This window comes from Burkholderia sp. SIMBA_062, assembly GCF_046534765.1.
GTDB lineage: Bacteria > Pseudomonadota > Gammaproteobacteria > Burkholderiales > Burkholderiaceae > Burkholderia > Burkholderia ambifaria.
The window spans coordinates 190,578-210,879 of the sequence record NZ_JAWRYD010000004.1; the positions used below are offsets into that span (position 1 = coordinate 190,578).

14 protein-coding genes are annotated in these 20,302 nt (G+C 65.9%); all 14 read right to left on the reverse strand.

Translation table 11 applies throughout. From position 1 onward, the window contains the following. Nucleotides 1-803: 803 nt before the first annotated feature. The 14 genes from SB786_RS05765 to cysT all read right to left on the reverse strand — a co-directional run bounded on the left by SB786_RS05765 (nt 804) and on the right by cysT (nt 20,175). On the reverse strand, nt 804-2,108 hold the full coding sequence (locus SB786_RS05765; protein ID WP_410726679.1) for an MFS family transporter: 1,305 nt from the start codon (nt 2,106-2,108) through the stop codon (nt 804-806). A 231-nt stretch (nt 2,109-2,339) separates the two neighbouring features. Beyond that, nucleotides 2,340-4,019: a SpoVR family protein gene (locus SB786_RS05770; RefSeq protein WP_006759305.1), complete on the reverse strand. Its 1,680-nt coding sequence runs from the start codon at nt 4,017-4,019 to the stop codon at nt 2,340-2,342. Next, complete coding sequence (locus SB786_RS05775) at nt 4,016-5,284, reverse strand: YeaH/YhbH family protein (RefSeq protein ID WP_410726680.1); 1,269 nt, start codon at nt 5,282-5,284, stop codon at nt 4,016-4,018. Before SB786_RS05775 ends, SB786_RS05770 begins: the two co-directional genes overlap by 4 nt. A gap of 125 nt (nt 5,285-5,409) precedes the next feature. Then, a complete protein-coding gene (locus SB786_RS05780; protein WP_006754311.1) occupies nt 5,410-7,332 on the reverse strand; it encodes a PrkA family serine protein kinase in 1,923 nt (640 codons plus the stop codon). Nucleotides 7,333-7,849: 517 nt separating this feature from the next. Next, entirely contained in the window at nt 7,850-9,613 is a 1,764-nt protein-coding gene (locus tag SB786_RS05785; RefSeq protein WP_410726681.1) for a methyl-accepting chemotaxis protein, read from the reverse strand. A 274-nt stretch (nt 9,614-9,887) separates the two neighbouring features. Further along, on the reverse strand, nt 9,888-10,817 hold the full coding sequence (gene rbsK, locus SB786_RS05790; RefSeq protein ID WP_410726682.1) for a ribokinase: 930 nt from the start codon (nt 10,815-10,817) through the stop codon (nt 9,888-9,890). Then, nucleotides 10,814-11,845, reverse strand: coding sequence for a LacI family DNA-binding transcriptional regulator (locus SB786_RS05795; RefSeq protein WP_410726683.1), 1,032 nt, complete (start codon nt 11,843-11,845; stop codon nt 10,814-10,816). The genes rbsK and SB786_RS05795 overlap by 4 nt, the downstream gene beginning before the upstream one ends. A 36-nt stretch (nt 11,846-11,881) precedes the next feature. Beyond that, nucleotides 11,882-12,901, reverse strand: a complete 1,020-nt coding sequence (locus SB786_RS05800; protein WP_410726684.1) for an ABC transporter permease — start codon at nt 12,899-12,901, stop codon at nt 11,882-11,884. Beyond that, the gene (locus SB786_RS05805) at nt 12,898-14,511 is read right to left on the reverse strand and encodes a sugar ABC transporter ATP-binding protein (protein ID WP_410726685.1); all 1,614 of its coding nucleotides are present in this window, start codon (nt 14,509-14,511) and stop codon (nt 12,898-12,900) included. The genes SB786_RS05800 and SB786_RS05805 overlap by 4 nt, the downstream gene beginning before the upstream one ends. Before the next feature lie 145 nt (nt 14,512-14,656). After that, a complete protein-coding gene (locus tag SB786_RS05810; RefSeq protein ID WP_410726686.1) occupies nt 14,657-15,607 on the reverse strand; it encodes a sugar ABC transporter substrate-binding protein in 951 nt (316 codons plus the stop codon). Nucleotides 15,608-16,252: 645 nt separating this feature from the next. After that, on the reverse strand, nt 16,253-17,179 hold the full coding sequence (locus SB786_RS05815; RefSeq protein WP_410726687.1) for a CysB family HTH-type transcriptional regulator: 927 nt from the start codon (nt 17,177-17,179) through the stop codon (nt 16,253-16,255). Nucleotides 17,180-17,259: 80 nt separating this feature from the next. Further along, nucleotides 17,260-18,318, reverse strand: coding sequence for a sulfate/molybdate ABC transporter ATP-binding protein (locus tag SB786_RS05820; RefSeq protein ID WP_410726688.1), 1,059 nt, complete (start codon nt 18,316-18,318; stop codon nt 17,260-17,262). Between the two features lie 13 nt (nt 18,319-18,331). After that, nucleotides 18,332-19,279 (reverse strand): sulfate ABC transporter permease subunit CysW, encoded by a 948-nt coding sequence (gene cysW, locus SB786_RS05825; RefSeq protein ID WP_006759462.1) that lies wholly within the window; start codon nt 19,277-19,279, stop codon nt 18,332-18,334. Then, a complete protein-coding gene (cysT, locus tag SB786_RS05830) occupies nt 19,276-20,175 on the reverse strand; it encodes a sulfate ABC transporter permease subunit CysT (protein ID WP_410726689.1) in 900 nt (299 codons plus the stop codon). The genes cysW and cysT overlap by 4 nt, the downstream gene beginning before the upstream one ends. Nucleotides 20,176-20,302: the final 127 nt, after the last annotated feature.

The window sequence follows — 20,302 nt, forward strand, 5'->3', positions numbered from 1 at the left end:
GATATCGTACGAGTAAGAAATATCGAAACCATTAATCCATTCAGAAAAAATTCGAATAACGCACAGGATAGATGCCCGCACGCCCGGCGTGGTGGCGCCTATCTGCGCATAGCGGCCAGGTCACGCAGACCGCTCTTGAATCGACTGCCGCGGCGGTGCGAAATACGGTCAACCGGGGACGCTCATGGCAGCCCGCCCAGAAACCGTCAAGCATCATTTACCCAAGAGAAAATGACTTCATATCTCCGAAATAAATTGATGAATAATGTATTATTTTGAAACTATGAAAATTTGACAAATCGCATTGCCGAGTGCGACGCGCCGTCGATGTTTCATCGCTGGATTAACCATGCATACCGCGCGTGACAAGGGGAATTTGCTTTCATTCCGAGGCACGGTTGCGAACCCGCATTTTTTGACGGATTGCCATCGACTCACGCACCATTACGAACTTGTCCCATACGCGTCGTCAGGGCGGGAGCCGGGCCGGCATCCGCCGTTCCTCGCCCGGCAACGGGCATAGCGCAAAAAAAACGCCCGCTGCACGCAGCGGGCGCGAATCCCAGTCAAGGAGGTGTCACACGAACTACGGGTTCAGAATAAAAGGATCGCCGGCGGCGGACAACGAAGCGATTGCGATATCGATATCGCTCACGCCGCGATGCACCTGTGCGCGATCCCCGATCCCCGATCGTTGCTGCCGTCTGGAAAAAAAACGGCGCCCCGCCTCGATGGTGGGACGCCGCTGGATATCTGCCTCATCAGGCAGCGCCGGCCTCAAGGCCGGGCCGCCGCGCAACCGATCACGGCTCGTGACGCAGATACCCTTCCTTGCTCGGGTCGCGCATCCGCCACGACACGATCAGCGACACCGCGCACAGCGCCGTCACGTACCAGTAGAAGGTTTCCTCGCTGCCGATCGACTTGAACCACAGCGCGACGTACTCGGCCGAGCCGCCGAAGATCGCGTTCGCGACCGCATACGACAGGCCGACGCCCATCGCGCGCACTTCTGGCGGGAACATCTCGGCCTTGATGAGGCCGCTGATCGACGTGTAGAAGCTGACGATCGCCAGCGCGATCGTGATCAGCACGAACGCGGCCGTCGGGCTCGTCACGGTCTTCAGCGTGTGCATCAGCGGCACCGTGCCGATCACCGCGAACGTGCCGAACAGGAGCATCGACGTGCGGCGGCCGATCTTGTCGGACAGCGCGCCGAACACCGGCTGCATCAGCATATACACGAGCAGCGCGACGGTCATCACGTTGCTGGCCGTCTTCGCATGCATGCCGGCCGTGTTCACCAGGTACTTCTGCATGTACGTCGTGAACGTGTAGAAGATCAGCGAGCCGCCGGCCGTGAAGCCGACCACCGTGAAGAACGCGCCCTTGTGCTGCCACACGCCGCGGATCGTGCCCGCGTCCTTCTTGTCGCGCGATGCGCTCGTCGATGTCTCGTCGAGCGATTTGCGCAGGTACAGCGAGATCAGCGCGGCCGCCGCACCGCAGACGAACGGAATGCGCCAGCCCCACGCCTTCAGTTCGTCATTCGACAGCGTCTGCTGCAGGATCACGAGCACCAGCAGCGCGCAGAGCTGGCCGCCGATCAGCGTCACGTACTGGAACGACGCGAAGAAGCCGCGCCGCCCCTTCAGCGCGACCTCGCTCATGTAGGTCGCGCTGGTGCCGTATTCGCCGCCCACCGACAGCCCCTGGAACAGGCGCGCGACCAGCAGCAGCGCCGGCGCGAGCGCACCGATCTGCGCATAGGTCGGCAGGACCGCGATCACGAGCGAGCCGCCGCACATCATCAGCACCGAGATCATCATTGCCGCGCGGCGACCGTGACGGTCGGCGATGCGGCCGAATAGCCAGCCGCCGATCGGACGCATCAGGAAGCCGGCCGCGAACACGCCGGCCGTGTTCAGCAACTGCGTCGTCGTGTTGCCGCTCGGAAAGAACGCCGGCGCGAAGTACAGCGCGCAGAACGAGTAGATATAGAAGTCGAACCACTCGACGAGGTTGCCCGATGAGGCGCCGACGATGGCGAACACGCGCCGCCGGGTGTCATGCGCGGACAGCGCAGCTTGGTCGGTCTGGACGTCCATGGGTTGGTCTGTTCCTTTTAGTGCTTTCTAGGCGAGACGACCTGGGGCCGCCGCGTGCGGTCGACGTGGCACCGGTTCCGGTGCACGGCGCTACGGGATTTTAGCGAAATGTAAAGTAACAGGCTTTCCGGGTTCGTCCGGATGTAGAAAAATTTTCTCGCGCTACCCGTTCGCCATATGAAAACGCCAGCCGTCAGGCTGGCGTCCGATGCAAGCTCTTGGCCGACGAATTCAGATACGCACCTCGGGCGGCACGTAGCGGCACTCGTAGCGCTTGCGCACGGTACCGGCCTCGTCGACGCTTTCCAGGAACACGTCGAACTGCCAGAGCCGCGCCATGTGCTTGAGCACCTCCTCGCTGTCGTTAGACAGATGGCGGTTGTCGGTCATGAAGTGGCGCAGCGTGAGGCTACGGTCGCCGCGCGTGTTCACGGCCCATACCTGGATGTTCGGCTCGCGATGATGGATGTCGTACTGCCGCGACAACGCCTGCCGCACGTATTGGTAACCGGCCTCGTCGTGGATCGCCGATACTTCGAGCGAATCGCGCATGTCGTCGTCGAGCACCGAGAACAGCCGCATCTCGCGGATCAGGTTCGGCGACAGATACTGCGCGATGAAGCTCTCGTCCTTGAAGTTGCGCATCGCGTAGTGCATCGCCGGCAGCCACGGGGTGCCCGCGATCTCCGGAAACCACTTGTAGTCCTCTTCCGTCGGCGCCTCGCAGATCCGCCGGATGTCGCTCATCATCGAGAAGCCGAGCGCATACGGATTGATCCCGTTGTAGTACGGCTTGGTCACGGGCGGCTGGTAGACCACGTTGCTGTGCGAATGCAGGAACTCCATCATGAAGCCGTCTTCCAGCTTGCCCTGGTTGTACAGCGTGTTCAGCAGCGTGTAGTGCCAGAACGTCGCCCAGCCCTCGTTCATCACCTGCGTCTGCCGCTGCGGATAGAAGTACTGGCCGATCTTGCGCACGATGCGGATCACTTCGCGCTCCCACGGCTCGAGCAGCGGCGCGTTCTTCTCCGCGAAATACAGCAGGTTCTCCTGCGGCTCCGGCGGATAGCGTTCCTCCTGCTCCTCCATCTGCTCGGGCTTCTTGCCCGGCAGCGTGCGCCACAGCTCGTTGACCTGCGACTGCAGATACGCCTCGCGCTCGCGCCGCAGCGCGGCCTCCTTCGACAGCGACGGCTTCTGCGGCCGCTTGTAGCGGTCGACGCCGTAATTCATCAGCGCATGGCACGAATCGAGCAGTTCCTCGACGCGATCGAGGCCGTAGCGCTCCTCGCATTCGGCGACGTAGTTCTTCGCGTACACGAGATAGTCGATGATCGCGTGCGCGTCGGTCCACAGCCGGAACAGGTAGTTGCCCTTGAAGAAGGAGTTGTGCCCGTACGCCGCGTGCGCGATGACGAGCGCCTGCATCGTCATCGTGTTCTCTTCCATCAGATACGCGATGCACGGGTTCGAGTTGATGACGATTTCGTACGCGAGGCCCATCTGGCCGCGGCGATAGCTCTTCTCGGTGGCGAGGAAGTGCTTGCCGAACGACCAGTGGCGATAGTTGACCGGCATCCCGACCGACGCGTACGCGTCCATCATCTGCTCGGCGCTGATCAGTTCGAGCTGGATCGGATAGATATCGAGCTCGTATTGCTCGGCGACCTGCGAGATGTGCGTGTCGTATTCCTCGAGCAGTTCGAACGTCCAGTCGGACGGGCACGGCAGCGGCTTGCGTTCGGCAACGTTCATACGCGCTTCCTTCTGCCCGGAGCCGGGCAAGTCGGCGGCCGGCGGCGCCGGTTCGACCCGGCCGCTTTGCTGCGATGCGGCAGGGCCGGCCGTGGCGTCGCCGGAAGGGCGCGGCGCGTAGCCGCGCGACTCGTTGTGCAGATGGCGGGTCGTCATGACATTTCCACCTGCTTTTCGAACAATTCGCGAAACACCGGGTAAATGTCGGCAGCCGATTCGGCTTTCTTCATCGCGAGGTGCGGTTGCGACAACGCCAGCTGCGCGTACTCCAGCCACAGGTTCTGCTCTTCCGGGGCGACCTGGATGTACGCGAAATAGCGCGTCTTCGTGAGGATATCCTCTTCCAGGATTTTGCGACACTTCGGCGAATCGTCGGTCCAGTTGTCGCCGTCGGACGCCTGCGCGCCGTAGATGTTCCACTCGCTCGGCGAGTAGCGCTCGTTCATCACCTTGCGCATCAGCTCGAGCGCGCTCGACACGACGGTGCCGCCGCTCTCGGTCGAATGGAAGAAGGTGTCTTCGTCGACCTCCTCGGCACGCGTGTGGTGACGGATGAACACGACCTCGATGCGCTCGTAGTTGCGCTTCAGGAACAGGTACAACAGGATGAAGAAGCGCTTCGCGAGATCCTTGCGCTGCTCGTCCATCGAACCCGACACGTCCATCAGGCAGAACATCACGGCCTGGCTCGACGGTTGCGGCTGCTTCACGCGATTGATGTAGCGCAGATCGAACGGATCGATGAACGGGATGCGCCAGATGCGCCCCTTCAGGTGATGGATCTCGGCCTCGAGCGTCGCGATTTCCGCGCGACGGTCTTCCGGATCGAGCTTCATCACCTCGAGCTGGGCTTCGAGCTCGCGCAACTCGTTGACGAGCGGCGAGCCGAGCGCGATGCGCCGGCCGAGCGCGCTTCTCAGCGAGCGCACGACGTCGATGTTGTTCGGCGTGCCTTCCGCCGACCAGCCCGCACGCACGTTCTTCCAGCTCGGCACCGTCAGCAGGTGCGTCTTCACGAGGCGCGGCAGTTCGAGATCGTCGAAGAAGTACTGCATGAATTCGTCGCGCGACAGCTCGAACACGAAGTCGTCCTGCCCTTCGCCCTCGTTGCTCGCCTGACTGCCGCCGCCGCCCGAACCGCCCTGCGGACGCGGAATCTTGTCGCCGCGGACGTAATCCTCGTTGCCCGGGTGCACGTATTCACGACGCCCGCCCGGCCCGTGCCGGAAATTGGGCTCCGCGATGTCCTTGCGCGGAATCGTGATGCTTTGCGTGCTCTGGATATCCTTGATGCTACGGTCGCGCACCGCGTCCGAGACGGCGCGACGAATGTAGTTCTTGACGCGACGCAGAAAGCGTTCGCGGTTGGCGATGCTCTTGTTCTTGCCGGCCAGCCTGCGGTCGATGATTTGATGAAGCACTCCCGGTCTCCCGCTCGAAAGTCGATATGCCGGGACGCTCGCCGCACATGCCGTCTGCCGTCATGCGGGCGGCGTCTCTGAGGGCGCCCGTACGGACGAGCCGCACGGGCGCGGTACCGCGCGCGTCATGACGACTTGCGCACGCGCAGATACCAGTCGCAAAGCAGCCTCACCTGCTTCGGCGTATAGCCCTTCGCGACCATCCGATTCACAAAATCCTCATGCTTGCGCTGCTCCTCCGCCGAGCCCTTCGCGTTGAACGAAATGACCGGCAACAGTTCCTCGGTATTCGAGAACATCTTCTTCTCGATCACGACGCGCAACTTCTCGTAGCTCGTCCACACGGGGTTCTTCCCGGCGTTCGCCGCCCGCGCGCGCAGCACGAAGTTCACGATCTCGTTGCGGTAATCCTTCGGATTGCTGATCCCGGCCGGCTTCTCGATCTTCTCCAGTTCCGCGTTCAGCGCGGCGCGGTCGAAACTCTCGCCCGTGTCGTGATCGCGGAATTCCTGATCCTGGATCCAGAAGTCCGCATAGGTGACATAGCGATCGAAGATGTTCTGCCCGTACTCCGAATACGATTCGAGGTAGGCCGTCTGGATCTCCTTGCCGATGAAGTCCGCGTAGCGCGACGCGAGCACGTCCTTCACGAAGGACAGGTACTTCTGCTCGGTTTCCGGCGGGAACTGCTCGCGTTCGATCTGCTGTTCGAGCACGTACATCAGGTGCACGGGGTTCGCCGCGACCTCGCTCGAATCGAAGTTGAACACGCGCGACAGGATCTTGAACGCGAAGCGTGTCGACACGCCCGTCATCCCTTCGTCCACGCCCGCGTAGTCGCGATACTCCTGATACGACTTCGCCTTCGGATCGGTGTCCTTCAGGTTTTCGCCGTCATAGACCTGCATCTTCGAGAACAGGCTCGAGTTCTCCGGCTCGTGCAGGCGCGACAGCACCGAGAACTGCGACATCATCTTCAGCGTGCCCGGCGCGCACACGGCTTCGGCCAGCGACGAATTGCGGATCAGCTTCTCGTAGATCTTCGTCTCTTCCGACACGCGCAGGCAGTACGGCACCTTCACGACGAAGATCCGGTCGAGCAGTGCCTCGTTGTTGCGGTTGTTGCGGAACGCCTTCCACTCCGACTCGTTCGAGTGCGCGAGGATCACCCCGTCGAACGGAATCGCGCCGAATCCTTCGGTGCCCTTGAAGTTGCCTTCCTGCGTCGCGGTGAGCAACGGGTGCAGCACCTTGATCGGCGCCTTGAACATTTCGACGAACTCGAGCAGCCCCTGGTTCGCGAGGCACAGGCCGCCCGAATAGCTGTACGCATCGGCATCGTCCTGCGCGTACTGCTCGAGCTTGCGGATGTCGACCTTGCCGACGAGCGACGAAATATCCTGGTTGTTTTCGTCGCCCGGCTCCGTCTTCGCGATGCCGACCTGACGCAGGATCGACGGGTAACGGCGCACGACACGGAACTGGCGGATGTCGCCGTTGTATTCGTGCAGGCGCTTGACGGCCCACGGACTCAGGATGCTCTTCAGGTAGCGGCGAGGAATGCCGTATTGCTCCTCGAGGATCGGGCCGTCCTCGTCGTAGTCGAACAGCCCGAGCGGCGATTCGTTGACGGGCGAGCCCTTCAGCGCATAGAACGGCACGCGCTCCATCAGTTGCTTCAGACGCTCGGCGATCGACGACTTGCCGCCGCCCACCGGGCCAAGCAGGTAGAGAATCTGCTTCTTCTCTTCGAGCCCTTGCGCAGCGTGGCGGAAATACGCGACCACCTGCTCGATCACTTCCTCCATTCCGTAGAACTCACGGAATGCGGGATAGACCTTGATGACCTTGTTCGCAAAGATCCGCGACAGGCGCGGTTCGTTGCGGGTATCGACTTGTTCGGGTTCCCCGATTGCAGCCAGCATGCGTTCGCCTGCCGTGGCATACGCGGACGGATCGTTCTTGCAGAGCGCGAGGTACTCCTCCAGCGAGAGCTCTTCCTCTCGCGTTTTTTCGAAGCGGTTCGCGAAGCTGCTGTAAATATCCATGCTACCTCCCTCGCCTGAGTCTGAAGACGTGCTTGCCGTCGTATGACTGCGCAGAAGCAAGCGCGTTCGAATTCATCCTAAACCCTTTCTTATTTTTTTTCACGAACTCTTCGTATGAAGCGCGTCATTCTCCACAACACCGCTTGGACAACGCATTTTGACGCTTTACAATGGATCTCCCGAGCCGCAGAAACTGCATCCGCCACGTCTCGTCGAGCATCGGAACGTCTCACGCGTTGGACATCTCCGTCGTCGCTGCGCGCTTCACTCCCCCTTCATCCCTACACGTTCGAGCGCGCGTTTACGACGACATGCGGCGAGCACCGTTACAAATTTTTTTCGCATCGTCCGGAGATACCCGTAGCGCGGATGCGCGCATGCAACGCGCGGCGATGTGCGAACGTTCATGCGCGCTGTCACATTCCATCGGTCGCCGAAACGACAACGCCCGCAGTAGCGGGCGTCGTGTGCTGCCAAATAGGGAAAGATGCGGGGATAGCGGCGCCGCGCGTCCGAATCAGAACGTCTCCCAGTCGTCGGCGCCGGCAGTCGTGGCGGCCGGCGCGGGCGCCGCGGACGCGCCCGCCGGCTTGCGCACCGGCACCGCACGCTTGGGCGCTGCCTCGCGATCGTCGCGCGCCGCGGCCGGTGCCGGCGAGCTCGCCGGCACGGCAGCAGGCGCGGGCACCGCGCGCGGCGCCTGACGTGCAGCGGGAGCGGCTGCCGGCCGCGCCGCGTCGTCGTCGATCCGGAATACCGACGCCGTGTCGCGCAGGCGCGCGGCCTGTTCGTCGAGCGACTGCGCGGCGGCCGCGGCTTCCTCGACGAGCGCGGCGTTCTGCTGCGTGACTTCATCCATCTGCGCGACCGCGCGCGCGACCTGGTCGATGCCGCCGCTCTGCTCCTCGGACGCCGCCGCGATTTCGCCCATGATGTCCGTCACGCGCTGCACGGCTGCGATCACGTCGCTCATCGTGCGACCGGCCTCGTCGACCAGCGTCGAGCCCGTGCGGATGCGGTCCACCGACGCGTCGATCAGCGCCTTGATCTCCTTGGCCGCGCTCGACGAACGCTGCGCGAGGCTGCGCACCTCGCCCGCGACGACCGCGAAGCCGCGCCCTTCCTCGCCGGCACGCGCGGCTTCGACGGCCGCGTTCAGCGCCAGGATGTTGGTCTGGAACGCGATTCCCTCGATGATCGCGATGATGTCCGCGATCTTCGCGGAGCTGTCGTTGATCTCGCCCATCGTGCCGACCACCTGGCCGACCACCGTATTGCCCTTGTTTGCAATCTCCGACGCGTTCGCGGCCAGCGAGCTTGCCTGCCGCGCATTGTCCGCGTTCTGTTTCACCGTGCCGGTCAACTGCTCCATGCTCGACGCGGTTTCCTGCAGCGCCGACGCCTGTTCTTCCGTGCGCGACGACAGGTCGATGTTGCCGGCGGCGATCTGCCGCGCCGCGGTCGCGATCGACTCGCTGCCGCCACGCACCGTGCGCACCGTATCGACGAAGCCGCGCTGCATCCGCGCGAGACCGTCGAGCAACTGGCCCATTTCGTCGCGCCGATGCACGACGATCGAGCGGCGCAAATCACCCGCGGCCATCGCGTCGAAATGCGCGAGCGCGTCCGCGAGCGGACGGCCGATCGCACGGCTGAGCGTCAGCCACGACAGCGCCGCGGCGACCAGGCCGGCCACCAGCACGACGACCGACAGCACGCGCAGTGTGTCGTACACCGATTCCGCATGGTCGAAGCGCGCCTGCGCGTCGCTGAACTGGAAATTGCGCAGCGCTTCGCCCGACACCGAAAGGTCGTTGTACAGCGTCTGGAGCTGCTTGGCGCCCTCGCCGATGCGGTCGTGGTCGCCTGTCGCGATCGCGCTCCCGAACGCGTCGCAACTGCGCTGCAACGCCTGCCGCTTCGCGGCGACGTCCTGGGCGAGTCGGTCCTCCTCCGGGCCGCGCGGTAGCGCGAGGTACTTCTGCCACCACGCGTCGGACTGCGTGCGCATCGCGCGGCTGCGCTCCACCGCGGCAGCAGAGTCGGGCGAGCCGGCCAGCAGCGCGGCGCGATCGAGCGCCAGGCGCTCGCGCGCCGCGTACATTTCCGCCACGGCCACGTTCACCGCGCTCGGCATCTGGTTCGTGAAGATTTCGCGTGTCGTGTCGTTCGAGCGCGTCATCCCGTACACGCCCAGCACGCCTGTCAATCCCAGCAGCACCGCGAGAAACGCCATCGTCAGACCGATGCGCGCACGTATCGTCAGGTTTCCGATCACCATCATTCTTCCTGTGTTGCGTCGTCATGAACGGGCCGGGCCCGCTTTCGAAACAGTGTTTCGCCCTGATGCATTTACGACCGTTCGCTGCACAACTTGATGGCATTGACGTCAATTTTCTCCGCAATTGATCTGTTTATTACAGATAGCAGAATAATAGGTGCGAATCCCGCTGGCCCGTGCCGTGAGATGACGTAGCAAATGTCGGGTTCCGGCCGATCCCGGAGAGGGCCGCCGCCTGCTGTCGCAGGCGCCGGCCACGATGCGCGACCCGGCCCTATCCGGCCAGTTCGGCGAGGGTGGGAATGGACGGCTGCGCGCCCGCGCGCGTGACCGACAGCGCCGCCGCGCGTTGCGCGAAGCGGATCGCGGTGTCGACGTCCTCGCCCGCGGCGAGCCGCGCGGCGAAACCGCCGATGAAGGTATCGCCGGCCGCGGTCGTGTCGATCGCCTGCACGACGGGCGCCGGATAATGGCGCGCCGCGCCGTCGGCTGGCAACGCGAGCACGCCGCGCGCGCCGAGCGTGATCAGCACGTTGCGCGCGCCGCCCGCCTGCAGCGCACGCGCCGCGGCTTCCGCCTCGGCCGGGTCACGCACCGGCAGGCCGGTCAGCGCGGCCGCCTCGACTTCGTTCGGGATCAGGTAATCGACCAGCGGCAGCCAGCCGTCCGGCAGCGGCGCGAGCGCCGGCGCAGGATTGAGCACCACGGTGCGGCCGAGCCGCCGTCCAGCCGACAGCGCCGCGAATACGGCGTCCGGCGGGGTCTCGAGCTGGCAGATCAGCACGTCGGTCGCGGCCAGCGCGGCCTCGTGCCGCGCCACCGTCTCGGGCGTGACTTCGCCGTTGCCGCCGGCAACGATCACGATCGTGTTCTGGCTCGCGTCGTCGACGACGATCAGCGCGACCCCGGTCGACGCCGCCGCGCTCGTCGCGAGCCGCGCGCAATCGATGCCTTCGGTCTCGAGGCCGGCCCGCAGCGCGGCGCCGTGCGCATCCGCGCCGACGCAGCCGATCATCGTGACCTGCGCGCCGAGCCGCGCGGCCGCGACGGCCTGGTTGCCGCCCTTGCCGCCTGCCGCCTGCGCGTACGCATGGCCGGCGAGCGTTTCGCCCGGCAGCGGCAGCCGCGGCGCCCGCACGACGAGATCCATGTTGAGGCTGCCGACCACCGTCACGCGGCCGGCGCCTACGGTGCGCGCCGTCATGCGCGAGCGCCCGGCGCGGCCGGCTCGCGATAGACCGCCGTCGATTCGCGCAGCACGAGGCGCGGCGACACGACGCGACGACGGCTCGGCGCCGCCGTCGAACCACCGCCGATCCGCTCGATCAGCGTCTGCGCGGCCATTTCGCCGAGCGCGCGCACCGACTGGCCGACCGTCGACAGCGCCGGGTACGTGTAGCGAGAAAATTCGATGTCGTCGAAGCCGATGATCGAGCAGTCGTCCGGCACGCGCAATCCGCGCTCGGCCGCCGCGCGCAGCGCACCGACGCCCATCAGGTCGTTGCCCGCGAAAATCGCGCTCGGATGCACCGACTCGAACAGCCGCGACGCCGCGTGATAGCCGCCGAGGCACGAAAAATCGCTTTCCGCGATCGCGCCCGGCACGATGTCGATCCCGCGCTCGGCCATCGCGCGGATGAAGCCGTGCACGCGCATCGCGCTGACGGCCGTGTCGGTCGGCCCGGTGATGCAGCCGATCTTCGCGTGCCCGAGTTCAAGCAGGTGACGCGTCGCCAGGTACGCGCCGCGTTCGTGATCGATCTGCACGAGGTCGGCCGCGAGCCCCTCGATGTTGCGGTCGACGACGACGAGCGGCGCATGCGCGTGCGCGAGCGTCTGCGCGAGCACCGCGTCCTCGCCGGCCGATGCGACGATCAGCCCGTCGATGCGCTTTTCCTGCAGCACGCGCAAGTAGTTGCGCTGCTTCACGGGATCGTCGTCCGAGTTGCAGAAGAACACGCAATAGCCGTTGGCCGCGCACTGATCCTCGATGCCGCGCGCAAGCTCCGCGAAGTACGGATTCGTACTGTTCGGCACGACGAGTCCGATGGTCGCCGTCGAACGCGCCTTGAGCGAGCGCGCCACGGCCGACGGCACGTAATTCAGCTCACGGATCGCGCCCTCGACCTTCGCACGCACGTCGGCGGACACCGGCCGCGAATTGTTCACCACGTGCGAGACGGTCGTAAACGACACGCCCGCCATGGCCGCCACATCCTTGATCGTCGCCATTTCCCGTTTCTCTCTGGTCTGCTTTCTGTGTAGTTCTTACCGGGCGCGCGCGCGCCGGCTGCGATACGTATCGAGCACGACCGCCACCACGATCACCGCCCCGGTGATGATCCGTTTGGTCGGCTCGTTCGCGCCGATCTGCGCCAGGCCCGCGGCCAGCACGGAGATGATCAACACGCCGAAGAACGTGCTGATCACCGAGCCGCGCCCGCCCATCAGGCTCGTGCCGCCGATCACGACGGCCGCGATCACCTGCAGTTCGAGGCCCGCGCCCGCGTTCGGATCGGCGGCCTCGAGCCGCGAGATCTGGAACAGCGACGCGAGCCCCGCGAGCGCGCCCATCAATGCGAATACGAGGATTTTATACGGCCGCGGGTTAACCCCGGCGAGCCGCACTGCTTCCTCGTTCGTGCCGATCCCGACGAGATAGCGCCCGAACACGGTCCGCGTGAGCACGAACTGTGCCGCGATCATCACCGCGACCGCGATCAGGAACGCAGGCGAGATGCCGAGCGCGATCGGGTTCGACAGGAAATCGAACGCGTCGCCGATGTAGGCCGTGCGCGAATTCGTCAGCTGGTAAGCGACGCCGCGCGCGGCCTCGAGCACGCCGAGCGACACGATGAATGACGGAATCCGCCACCCGACCGTGATCGCGCCGGTCAGCGAGCCGGTCGCGGTCGCGACCGCGATCCCGATCAGCGCGGCGGGCAGCGGCCCCCACTGCCATTTCAGCGCGGCCACGCTGACCATCGACGCGGCCAGCGCGAGCACCGAGCCGACCGACAGGTCGATGCCGGCGATGATCAGCACGAAGGTCATCCCGACCGACATCACGACGAGATCGGGGATCTGGTTCGCGATCGTACTGAACGTATCGTAGGTCAGGAAATGCGAGCTCAGCGCGGAAAACAGCGCGATCATCGCGGCGAGCGCACCGGCGAGCCCGAGATAGTTCGACAGGCCGAGCCGCGTGCCGGACAGCGTGCGCGCGCGGCGCCCCGTCACGTCCTGCTGCGCGCCTGCGTCGCCCGGGGTTACGGGAGGCTGGGTCATTGCTGTCGTCCTGTCGTCGAAGTGCCGGAAGCCGCGCGCGGCGCCGCTTGCGCATCCGGGTGGCGCGCGCCTTCGGGCAGCGCTTCGCGGCCGAAGCCGGCGAACGCCGCGGCCAGCAGCGCATCCTGGGTCCAGTTGCCGCGTTCGAACACGGCGGTCATGCGGCCGGCCGACATCACGCCGATCCGGTCGCAGATCAGCATCAGCTCGCGCAGATCGCTCGATACGACGACCAGCGCGCGGCCCTCGCGCGCCAGCGCGCCCATCAGCGTGTAGATCTCGAATTTGGCGCCGACGTCGATTCCGCGGGTCGGCTCGTCGAACAGCAGCACGCCCATGTCGCGGGCGAGCCAGCGGCCGATCACGACCTTCTGCTGGTTGCCGCCCGACAGTTCGCCGACCGGCTGCGCGGCGCCGTGCGTGCGGATCCGCAACGCGTCGATCTGCTGCTCGGCGAGCGCCGTTTCGCGCGCCGTATCGACGATGCCGCCGCGCGCGAGCCGCTCGAGCTGGCCGAGCGACACGTTCGACGTGACCGACTGCGACAGCAGCAGCCCTTCGCCCTTGCGGTCCTCGGTGATCAGCGCGATGCCGTGCCGCACCGCGTCGACGGGCGATCCGATGCGCGCCGGCTTCAGCGGATCGCCGACCGAGATCATCCCGGCGTCCGGCGTATCCGCGCCGTAGATCAGCCGCAGCAACTCGGTGCGCCCCGCGCCGATCAGCCCCGAGATGCCGAAGATTTCGCCCGAGCGCACTTCGAGCGACACGTCCTGCACCGCCGTGCCGCGCGTCATGCCCGACACGGCGAGTCGCGGCGCGCCGATCCGGCGCGTGCCGAGATCGATGTGCTCGCCGATCTCGCGTCCGACCATCAGCGTGACGAGCCCGTCGGACGTTGTCGCGGCCATGTCGCCGACGTGCACGAGCCGGCCGTCGCGCAGCACCGCGACGCGCTCGGCGACGCGCGCGAGCTCCTCGAGCCGGTGCGAGATGTAGACGATCGCCACGCCGCGCGCCTTCAACCGGTCGATCTGCTCGAACAGCAGCGCGACCTCGCGCGCGGTCAGCATCGCGGTCGGTTCGTCGAGGATCAGCACGCGGCAGTCGCCGATCAGGTTGCGCGCGATCTCGACCATCTGCTGGTGGCCGATGCCGAGCGCACCGACCGGCGTATCGGGGTCGACCGCGTCGAGCCCGACACGCGCCATCGCCGCCTGCGCGTCGTCATGCAGCCGCGCGCGGTCGATGATGCCGAAGCGTCGCGGCAAACGGTTCAAAAACAGGTTTTCGGCGATCGTCAGCGTCGGCAGCAGATTCAGCTCCTGCATCACCATGCGCACGCCGAGTGCCTCGGCCTGCGTGCGGCTCGCCGGCGCATAAGCTTCGCCGCCGAGCTGCATCGTGCCGGTCGTCGGGTCGACGAGCCCGCCGATGATCTTCGACAGCGTGCTCTTTCCTGCGCCGTTCTCGCCCGTCAGCGCGAGCGCTTCGCCCGGCGCGAGCGTCAGCGTGACGTCGGCGAGCACCGGTTCGGCGTAGGTCTTGCCCACACCGGAGACGGACAGCACGGGAGCAGCTGAACGGGAGGGTTGGAAGGTCGGTTCCATCGCGATCCTGATTGCGGCCGCGCGCACGCGACGCGCGGGTATGACGCTCACAAGTGCATGTGAATGCAGTGGCCGTGATCGCGCTCACTCCGTATAACGGCCGCCGGCCCGGATTCTTGAGCGTGGCGGCCGCGGCGGGGCGGCGTTACTTCGTCACGAGATCCACCGGCGTCTCGACCACGCCGGTCATGTCGGCCTGCTTGCGATGCTCGGCAATCGCCTTGAGCGCCGTGTCGATGCCGAACACGGCCTGCTTCGCCGCGTACTGGTCGGCGGTCGCGAGCACGCGGCCGTCCTTGAGCATCGGCTTGATCGCGTTGATGTTGTCGTAGCCGACCACGAACACCTTGCCCTGCTTGCCCGCCGCCCGCACCGCCGACACCGCGCCGATCGCCATGTTGTCGTTGCCGCACAGCAGCGCCCGCAGGTTCGGGTATTCGTTGAGCATCGCGGACGCGACCGCATTGCCCTTGTCGATCTCCCATTCGCCCGACTGCACCGACACGGCCTTCATCCCGCCCGCCTTCATCGCATCCTGGAAGCCGGCCGTGCGCTGCTGCGCGTTGGTCGTCGTCGACACGCCTTCGATGATGCCGACCTGGTCGCCCGCCTTCAGCCGCTTCGCGAGGTAATCGCCGATCTTGCGCGCGCCCTTGCGGTTGTCGGGGCCGACGAACGGCACGTTCAGGTGCTTCGACTTCAGCACGTCGGGATCGAGCCGGTTGTCGATGTTCACGACGATGATGCCCGCGTCGATCGCCTTCTTCACGACCGGCACGAGCGCCTTCGAATCAGCCGGCGCGAGCACGATCGCATCGACCTTGGACACGATCATCTGCTCGACGATGCGGATCTGGTTCGCGGTGTCGGTCTCGTCCTTGATGCCGTTCGTGATCAGGTCGAACTGGCCGGCGTTGTGCTTCTGGTATTCCTTCGCGCCGGTTTCCATCGTCAGGAAGAACTCGTTGGCGAGCGACTTCATCACGAGCGCGACCTTCGGCTTGCCCGGCGCTTGCGCATGGACGGCCGGGGCGGCGGCGACCGCGACGGCGGCAAGCGCGGCGGTCAGGAAGCGACGGCGAAAGAGGACATTCATACACATCTCCTGGCAACTGGCCCGCTGGGCCGGATTGTTGTCTGGTTGTTGTTTTAATGTGAGCAAACGTTTGCGCCACACTACCCGGATACTGGCCATCGATGCTGCTTGTCGGTACCAAGGAATGGAAGCGGGGCAGACGGCCGACTGCCTGGCACGTGCTGTCGTCGACGCGCCACCGCCGGCGGGAAGCCGGCGGAGTGGAGGCTATGCTGTACCGTTTCGGGGCGACGCGCAACCCGTCTGATCAATAATTAAGGGTTTATTCGGAGCACGTGGTGACGCGCGCCGATTGCGGCGCGTTACATCGGGTTCGCGGTTCGGGTTCGGTGATCGGACTTCGTCGAATCCGTCTTGTGCGTCGAATTCGCCCTGCTTTTTCCGCGGGCGCGCTCTGTGGATTTCCATTCGCCGCGATGCGTGCGATGCGCTCGCCGTCGCAGGTCCGAGGCAGCGCCGACGCGCTTTGCCGACCCGCGTTCCGGCGCATCAAGTCATATCTTTGTCAAATTGGCCCGGTCGAGAAGATCGACGCGAGCATTCGAATGTGCCCTCTTGTTGTTCTTGTAATCGGCGCATAAGTGCGGCCCTCATGCAGCCCGTCCGGCGGGCGCTCGCCGCGCCCCCCGGAACATCGCCCCGCCGTCAGACCGCTTCGCGCAGCCGCCCGGCGATTTCCGCTTCGTTCAGGTGCGGCGCGAACATCTCGATCAGCCGGTACGCATACGCGCGCAGGAACGCGCCCTTGCGCAGCCCGACCCGCGTCGTGCTCGCCTCGAACAGGTGCTGCGTGTCGAGCGCGACGAGCCCGGTGTCGCGCTGCGGATCGAAGGCCATCGCCGCGACGACGCCGATCCCCATCCCGAGCTCGACGTAGGTCTTGATCACGTCCGCGTCGATCGCGGTCAGCACGACGTCGGGCACCGCGCCGGCCTGCGTGAACGCCTGGTCGATGTGCGAGCGGCCCGTGAAGTCCTGGTCATACGTGATGATCGGATACTCGGCGATTTCGTCGAGCGTCAGGTTCTCGCGGCCGACGAGCGGATGCCCCTTCGGCACGACGACCGTGTGGTGCCACGAATAGCACGGGAACGTCACGATGTCCGGATAGCGGTCGAGCGCCTCGGTCGAGATGCCGAGATCGGCTTCGCCGTTCAGGATCATCTGCGCGATCTGCTGCGGGCTGCCCTGGCGCAGCGCGAGATGCACCTTCGGGAACACGTCGGTGAACTGCCGGATCACCTTCGGCAGTGCGTAGCGCGCCTGCGTGTGCGTCGTCGCGACGACGAGGTGGCCGCTGTCCTGATCCGCGAACTGGCGCGCGACGCGGCGCAGGTTCTCGGCGTCGAGCAGCATCCGCTCGATCAGCTGGTGCACGGCCTTGCCGGGCTCCGTGAGCCCCGTGAGCCGCTTGCCGCGCCGGATGAAGATGTCGACGCCCAGTTCGTCCTCGAGATCCTTGATCTGCTTCGACACGCCGGACTGCGACGTGTACAGCACGTTCGCGACTTCCGTCAGGTTCATGTTCTGACGCACGGCTTCGCGCACGAAACGCAATTGCTGAAAATTCATGGGTATGCCTCTTAGGCTGTCGTTGTTCGAATGTCGCTCCGGAGCGGTATCCGCCCTCTTCTCTTTACCGGGTTCGGACGTCAGTGTGCGGGAAATACGCGCACCGCGCGCGGCACGGCCGTCGCGCCGTCGCCGACCTGCAGCGCGAGCGCACGCCACGCGTCGCGATCGAGTTCCGCTTCGAGTGCGCCGCCCGTGCGCGCCTCGAGTTCGACCCGCACCGAGCCGCCGAGCGGGATCACGCGGCGCACGTCCACCGCGATACCGTCGCGATGACCGTCGCCGGCCGGCCACAGCTGCAGGTCGTGCGGCCGCACGTACGCGTTCGCGGGGCCCGCGAAATCGGCATCGACCGTGATCGGCGCCGCCGCGCCCTCGGCGACGAAGCCACGGCCGGCGACCGTGCCCGGCAGGCGGTTCGCCGCGCCGAGGAACTCGTAGACGAACGCGCTTTGCGGATGATCGTAGACGTCCTGCGGGCTGCCGACCTGCTCCACGTGCCCGCGGTTCAGCACGACGATCCGGTCGGCCACTTCCAGCGCCTCTTCCTGGTCGTGCGTGACGAAGATCGTCGAGATGTGCAGGTCGTCGTGCAGGCGCCGCAGCCAGCCGCGCAGTTCCTTGCGCACCTTCGCGTCGAGCGCGCCGAACGGCTCGTCGAGCAGCAGCACCTTCGGCTCGACCGCGAGCGCGCGGGCGAGCGCGATCCGCTGGCGCTGGCCGCCCGACAGCTCGGACGGATAGCGCTGCGCGAGCCAGTCGAGCTGCACGAGCTTCAGCAGCTCGTGCACCTTGTCGCGGATCACGGCTTCCGACGGCCGCTCGCGGCGCGGCTTCACGCGCAGCCCGAACGCGACGTTCTCGAATACGGTCATGTGGCGAAACAGCGCGTAATGCTGGAACACGAAGCCGACCTGACGATCGCGCGCGCCGACCGATGCAACGTCGAGCCCCTGCAGCACGACCTGGCCGGCGTCCGCGTGCTCGAGGCCCGCGATCACGCGCAGCAGCGTGGTCTTGCCGCAGCCGGACGGCCCGAGCAGCGCGACGAGCTCGCCTGCGGGGAAGTCGAGCGACACGTTGTCGAGGGCGGTGAAATCGCCGAAGCGCTTCTGAAGGTGACGGACGGTGATACCCATTCTGGTTGCCTCTTTACGATTTCGACGAAATGGCGGCGACGGGGCCGGCATGAGCGGGAACGTCATCGCGTGCGCCGGCCAGTTCGGCGGCGAGATGACGCTCGGCGAGCAGCTTCAGCGCGAGCGTGACGAGCGCGAGCAGCGCCAGCACCGACGCCACGGCGAACGCCGCCGCGAAGTTGTATTCGTTGTACAGGATCTCGACGTGCAGCGGCATCGTGTCGGTCACGCCGCGAATGTGGCCGGACACGACCGACACCGCACCGAACTCGCCCATCGCGCGCGCATTGCACAGGATCACGCCGTACAGCAGGCCCCACTTCACGTTCGGCAGCGTCACGCGCCGGAAAATCTGCCAGCCCGACGCGCCCAGCACGCGCGCGGCTTCTTCTTCGTCGGTGCCCTGCGCCTGCATCAGCGGGATCAGCTCGCGCGCGACGAACGGGAACGTGACGAAGATCGTCGCGAGCACGATGCCCGGCACCGCGAAGATGATCTGCACGTCGTGGTTCTGCAGCCACGGCCCGAGCCAGCCCTGCGCGCCGAACAGCAGCACATAGACGAGGCCCGAGATCACCGGCGACACGGAGAACGGCAGGTCGATCAGCGTGGTCAGCAACGCCTTGCCGCGGAATTCGAACTTCGCGATCGCCCACGACGCGCACACGCCGAACACGAGGTTCAGCGGCACCGCGATCACGGCGACGGTCAGCGTCAGCTTGATCGCCGACCATGCGTCCGGATCGGCGAGCGATTCGAGATAGAAGCCGACGCCCTTGCGCAGCGCCTCGAAGAACACCGCGGCGAGCGGCACGACGAGGAAGAACGCGAGGAACGCCAGCGCGATGCCCGTGAGCAGCCAGCGCACGACGCGCGACTCGCTGACGGGGTCGGGCTGTTTCGCGGCACGCGCACGCGCGGCGGACGGGTTGTTCAGCACGGCACTGGACTCCTGGCTCATTGCTGGCCTCCTGCGGCGGTCGCGGCAATGGTTGCGCTCGACGGCGCAGGGCCGCTCGCCCCCTTGCTCGTACGACGCAGCAGATACCACTGCAGCGTGTTGATCAGCAGCAGCATCAGGAACGACACGACCAGCATCACGACCGCCAGCGCGGTCGCGCCCGCGTAGTCGTACTGCTCGAGCTTCGTGATGATCAAGAGCGACGTGATCTCCGATTTCATCGGCACGTTGCCGGCGATGAAGATCACCGATCCGTATTCGCCGAGCGCGCGCGCGAACGACAGCGCGAAGCCGGTGAGCAGCGCCGGCAGCACGGCCGGCAGCACGACGCGGCGGAACGTCAGCCAGCGCGATGCACCGAGACACGCGGCGGCCTCCTCCTGCTCGCGCTCGAAATCCTCGAGCACGGGCTGCACGGTGCGCACGACGAACGGCAGCCCGATGAAGGTCAGCGCCACCAGCACGCCGATGGGCGTGAACGCGATCTTGATGCCGAACGGCGCGAGATACTGGCCGACCCAGCCGTTGGTCGCATAGACGGCTGCAAGCGAAATGCCCGCGACCGAGGTCGGCAACGCGAACGGCAGGTCGACGATCGCGTCGACGAGGCGCTTGAGCGGGAACCGGTAGCGCACCAGCACCCACGCGACGAGAAAGCCGAACACGGCGTTGATCAATGCGCCGCCCAAGGCGGCGGAAAACGTCAGCCGATACGACGCGAGCACGCGCGGCGACGTGACGGCGGTGACGAACTGGTCCCACGACAGCGTCGCGGTCTTCAGGAACGTGGCGGCGAGCGGGATCAGCACCACGAGGCTCAAATAGGCCACCGTGATGCCGAGCGTCACGCCGAAACCGGGCAGCGCGCTCGGCTTGCGAAAGGTGTACGTCGTCATCGGATGCTCTTGCTGGGTCGATGCTGCTCATGGGTCCGACGCAAACGCCGGCGCGGGGAATCGCGCCGGCGGCCGTCGGGGATGCGGCGCGCTGTCGTGGCGCGCCGCTGTCGTTATGGGTTTGCTG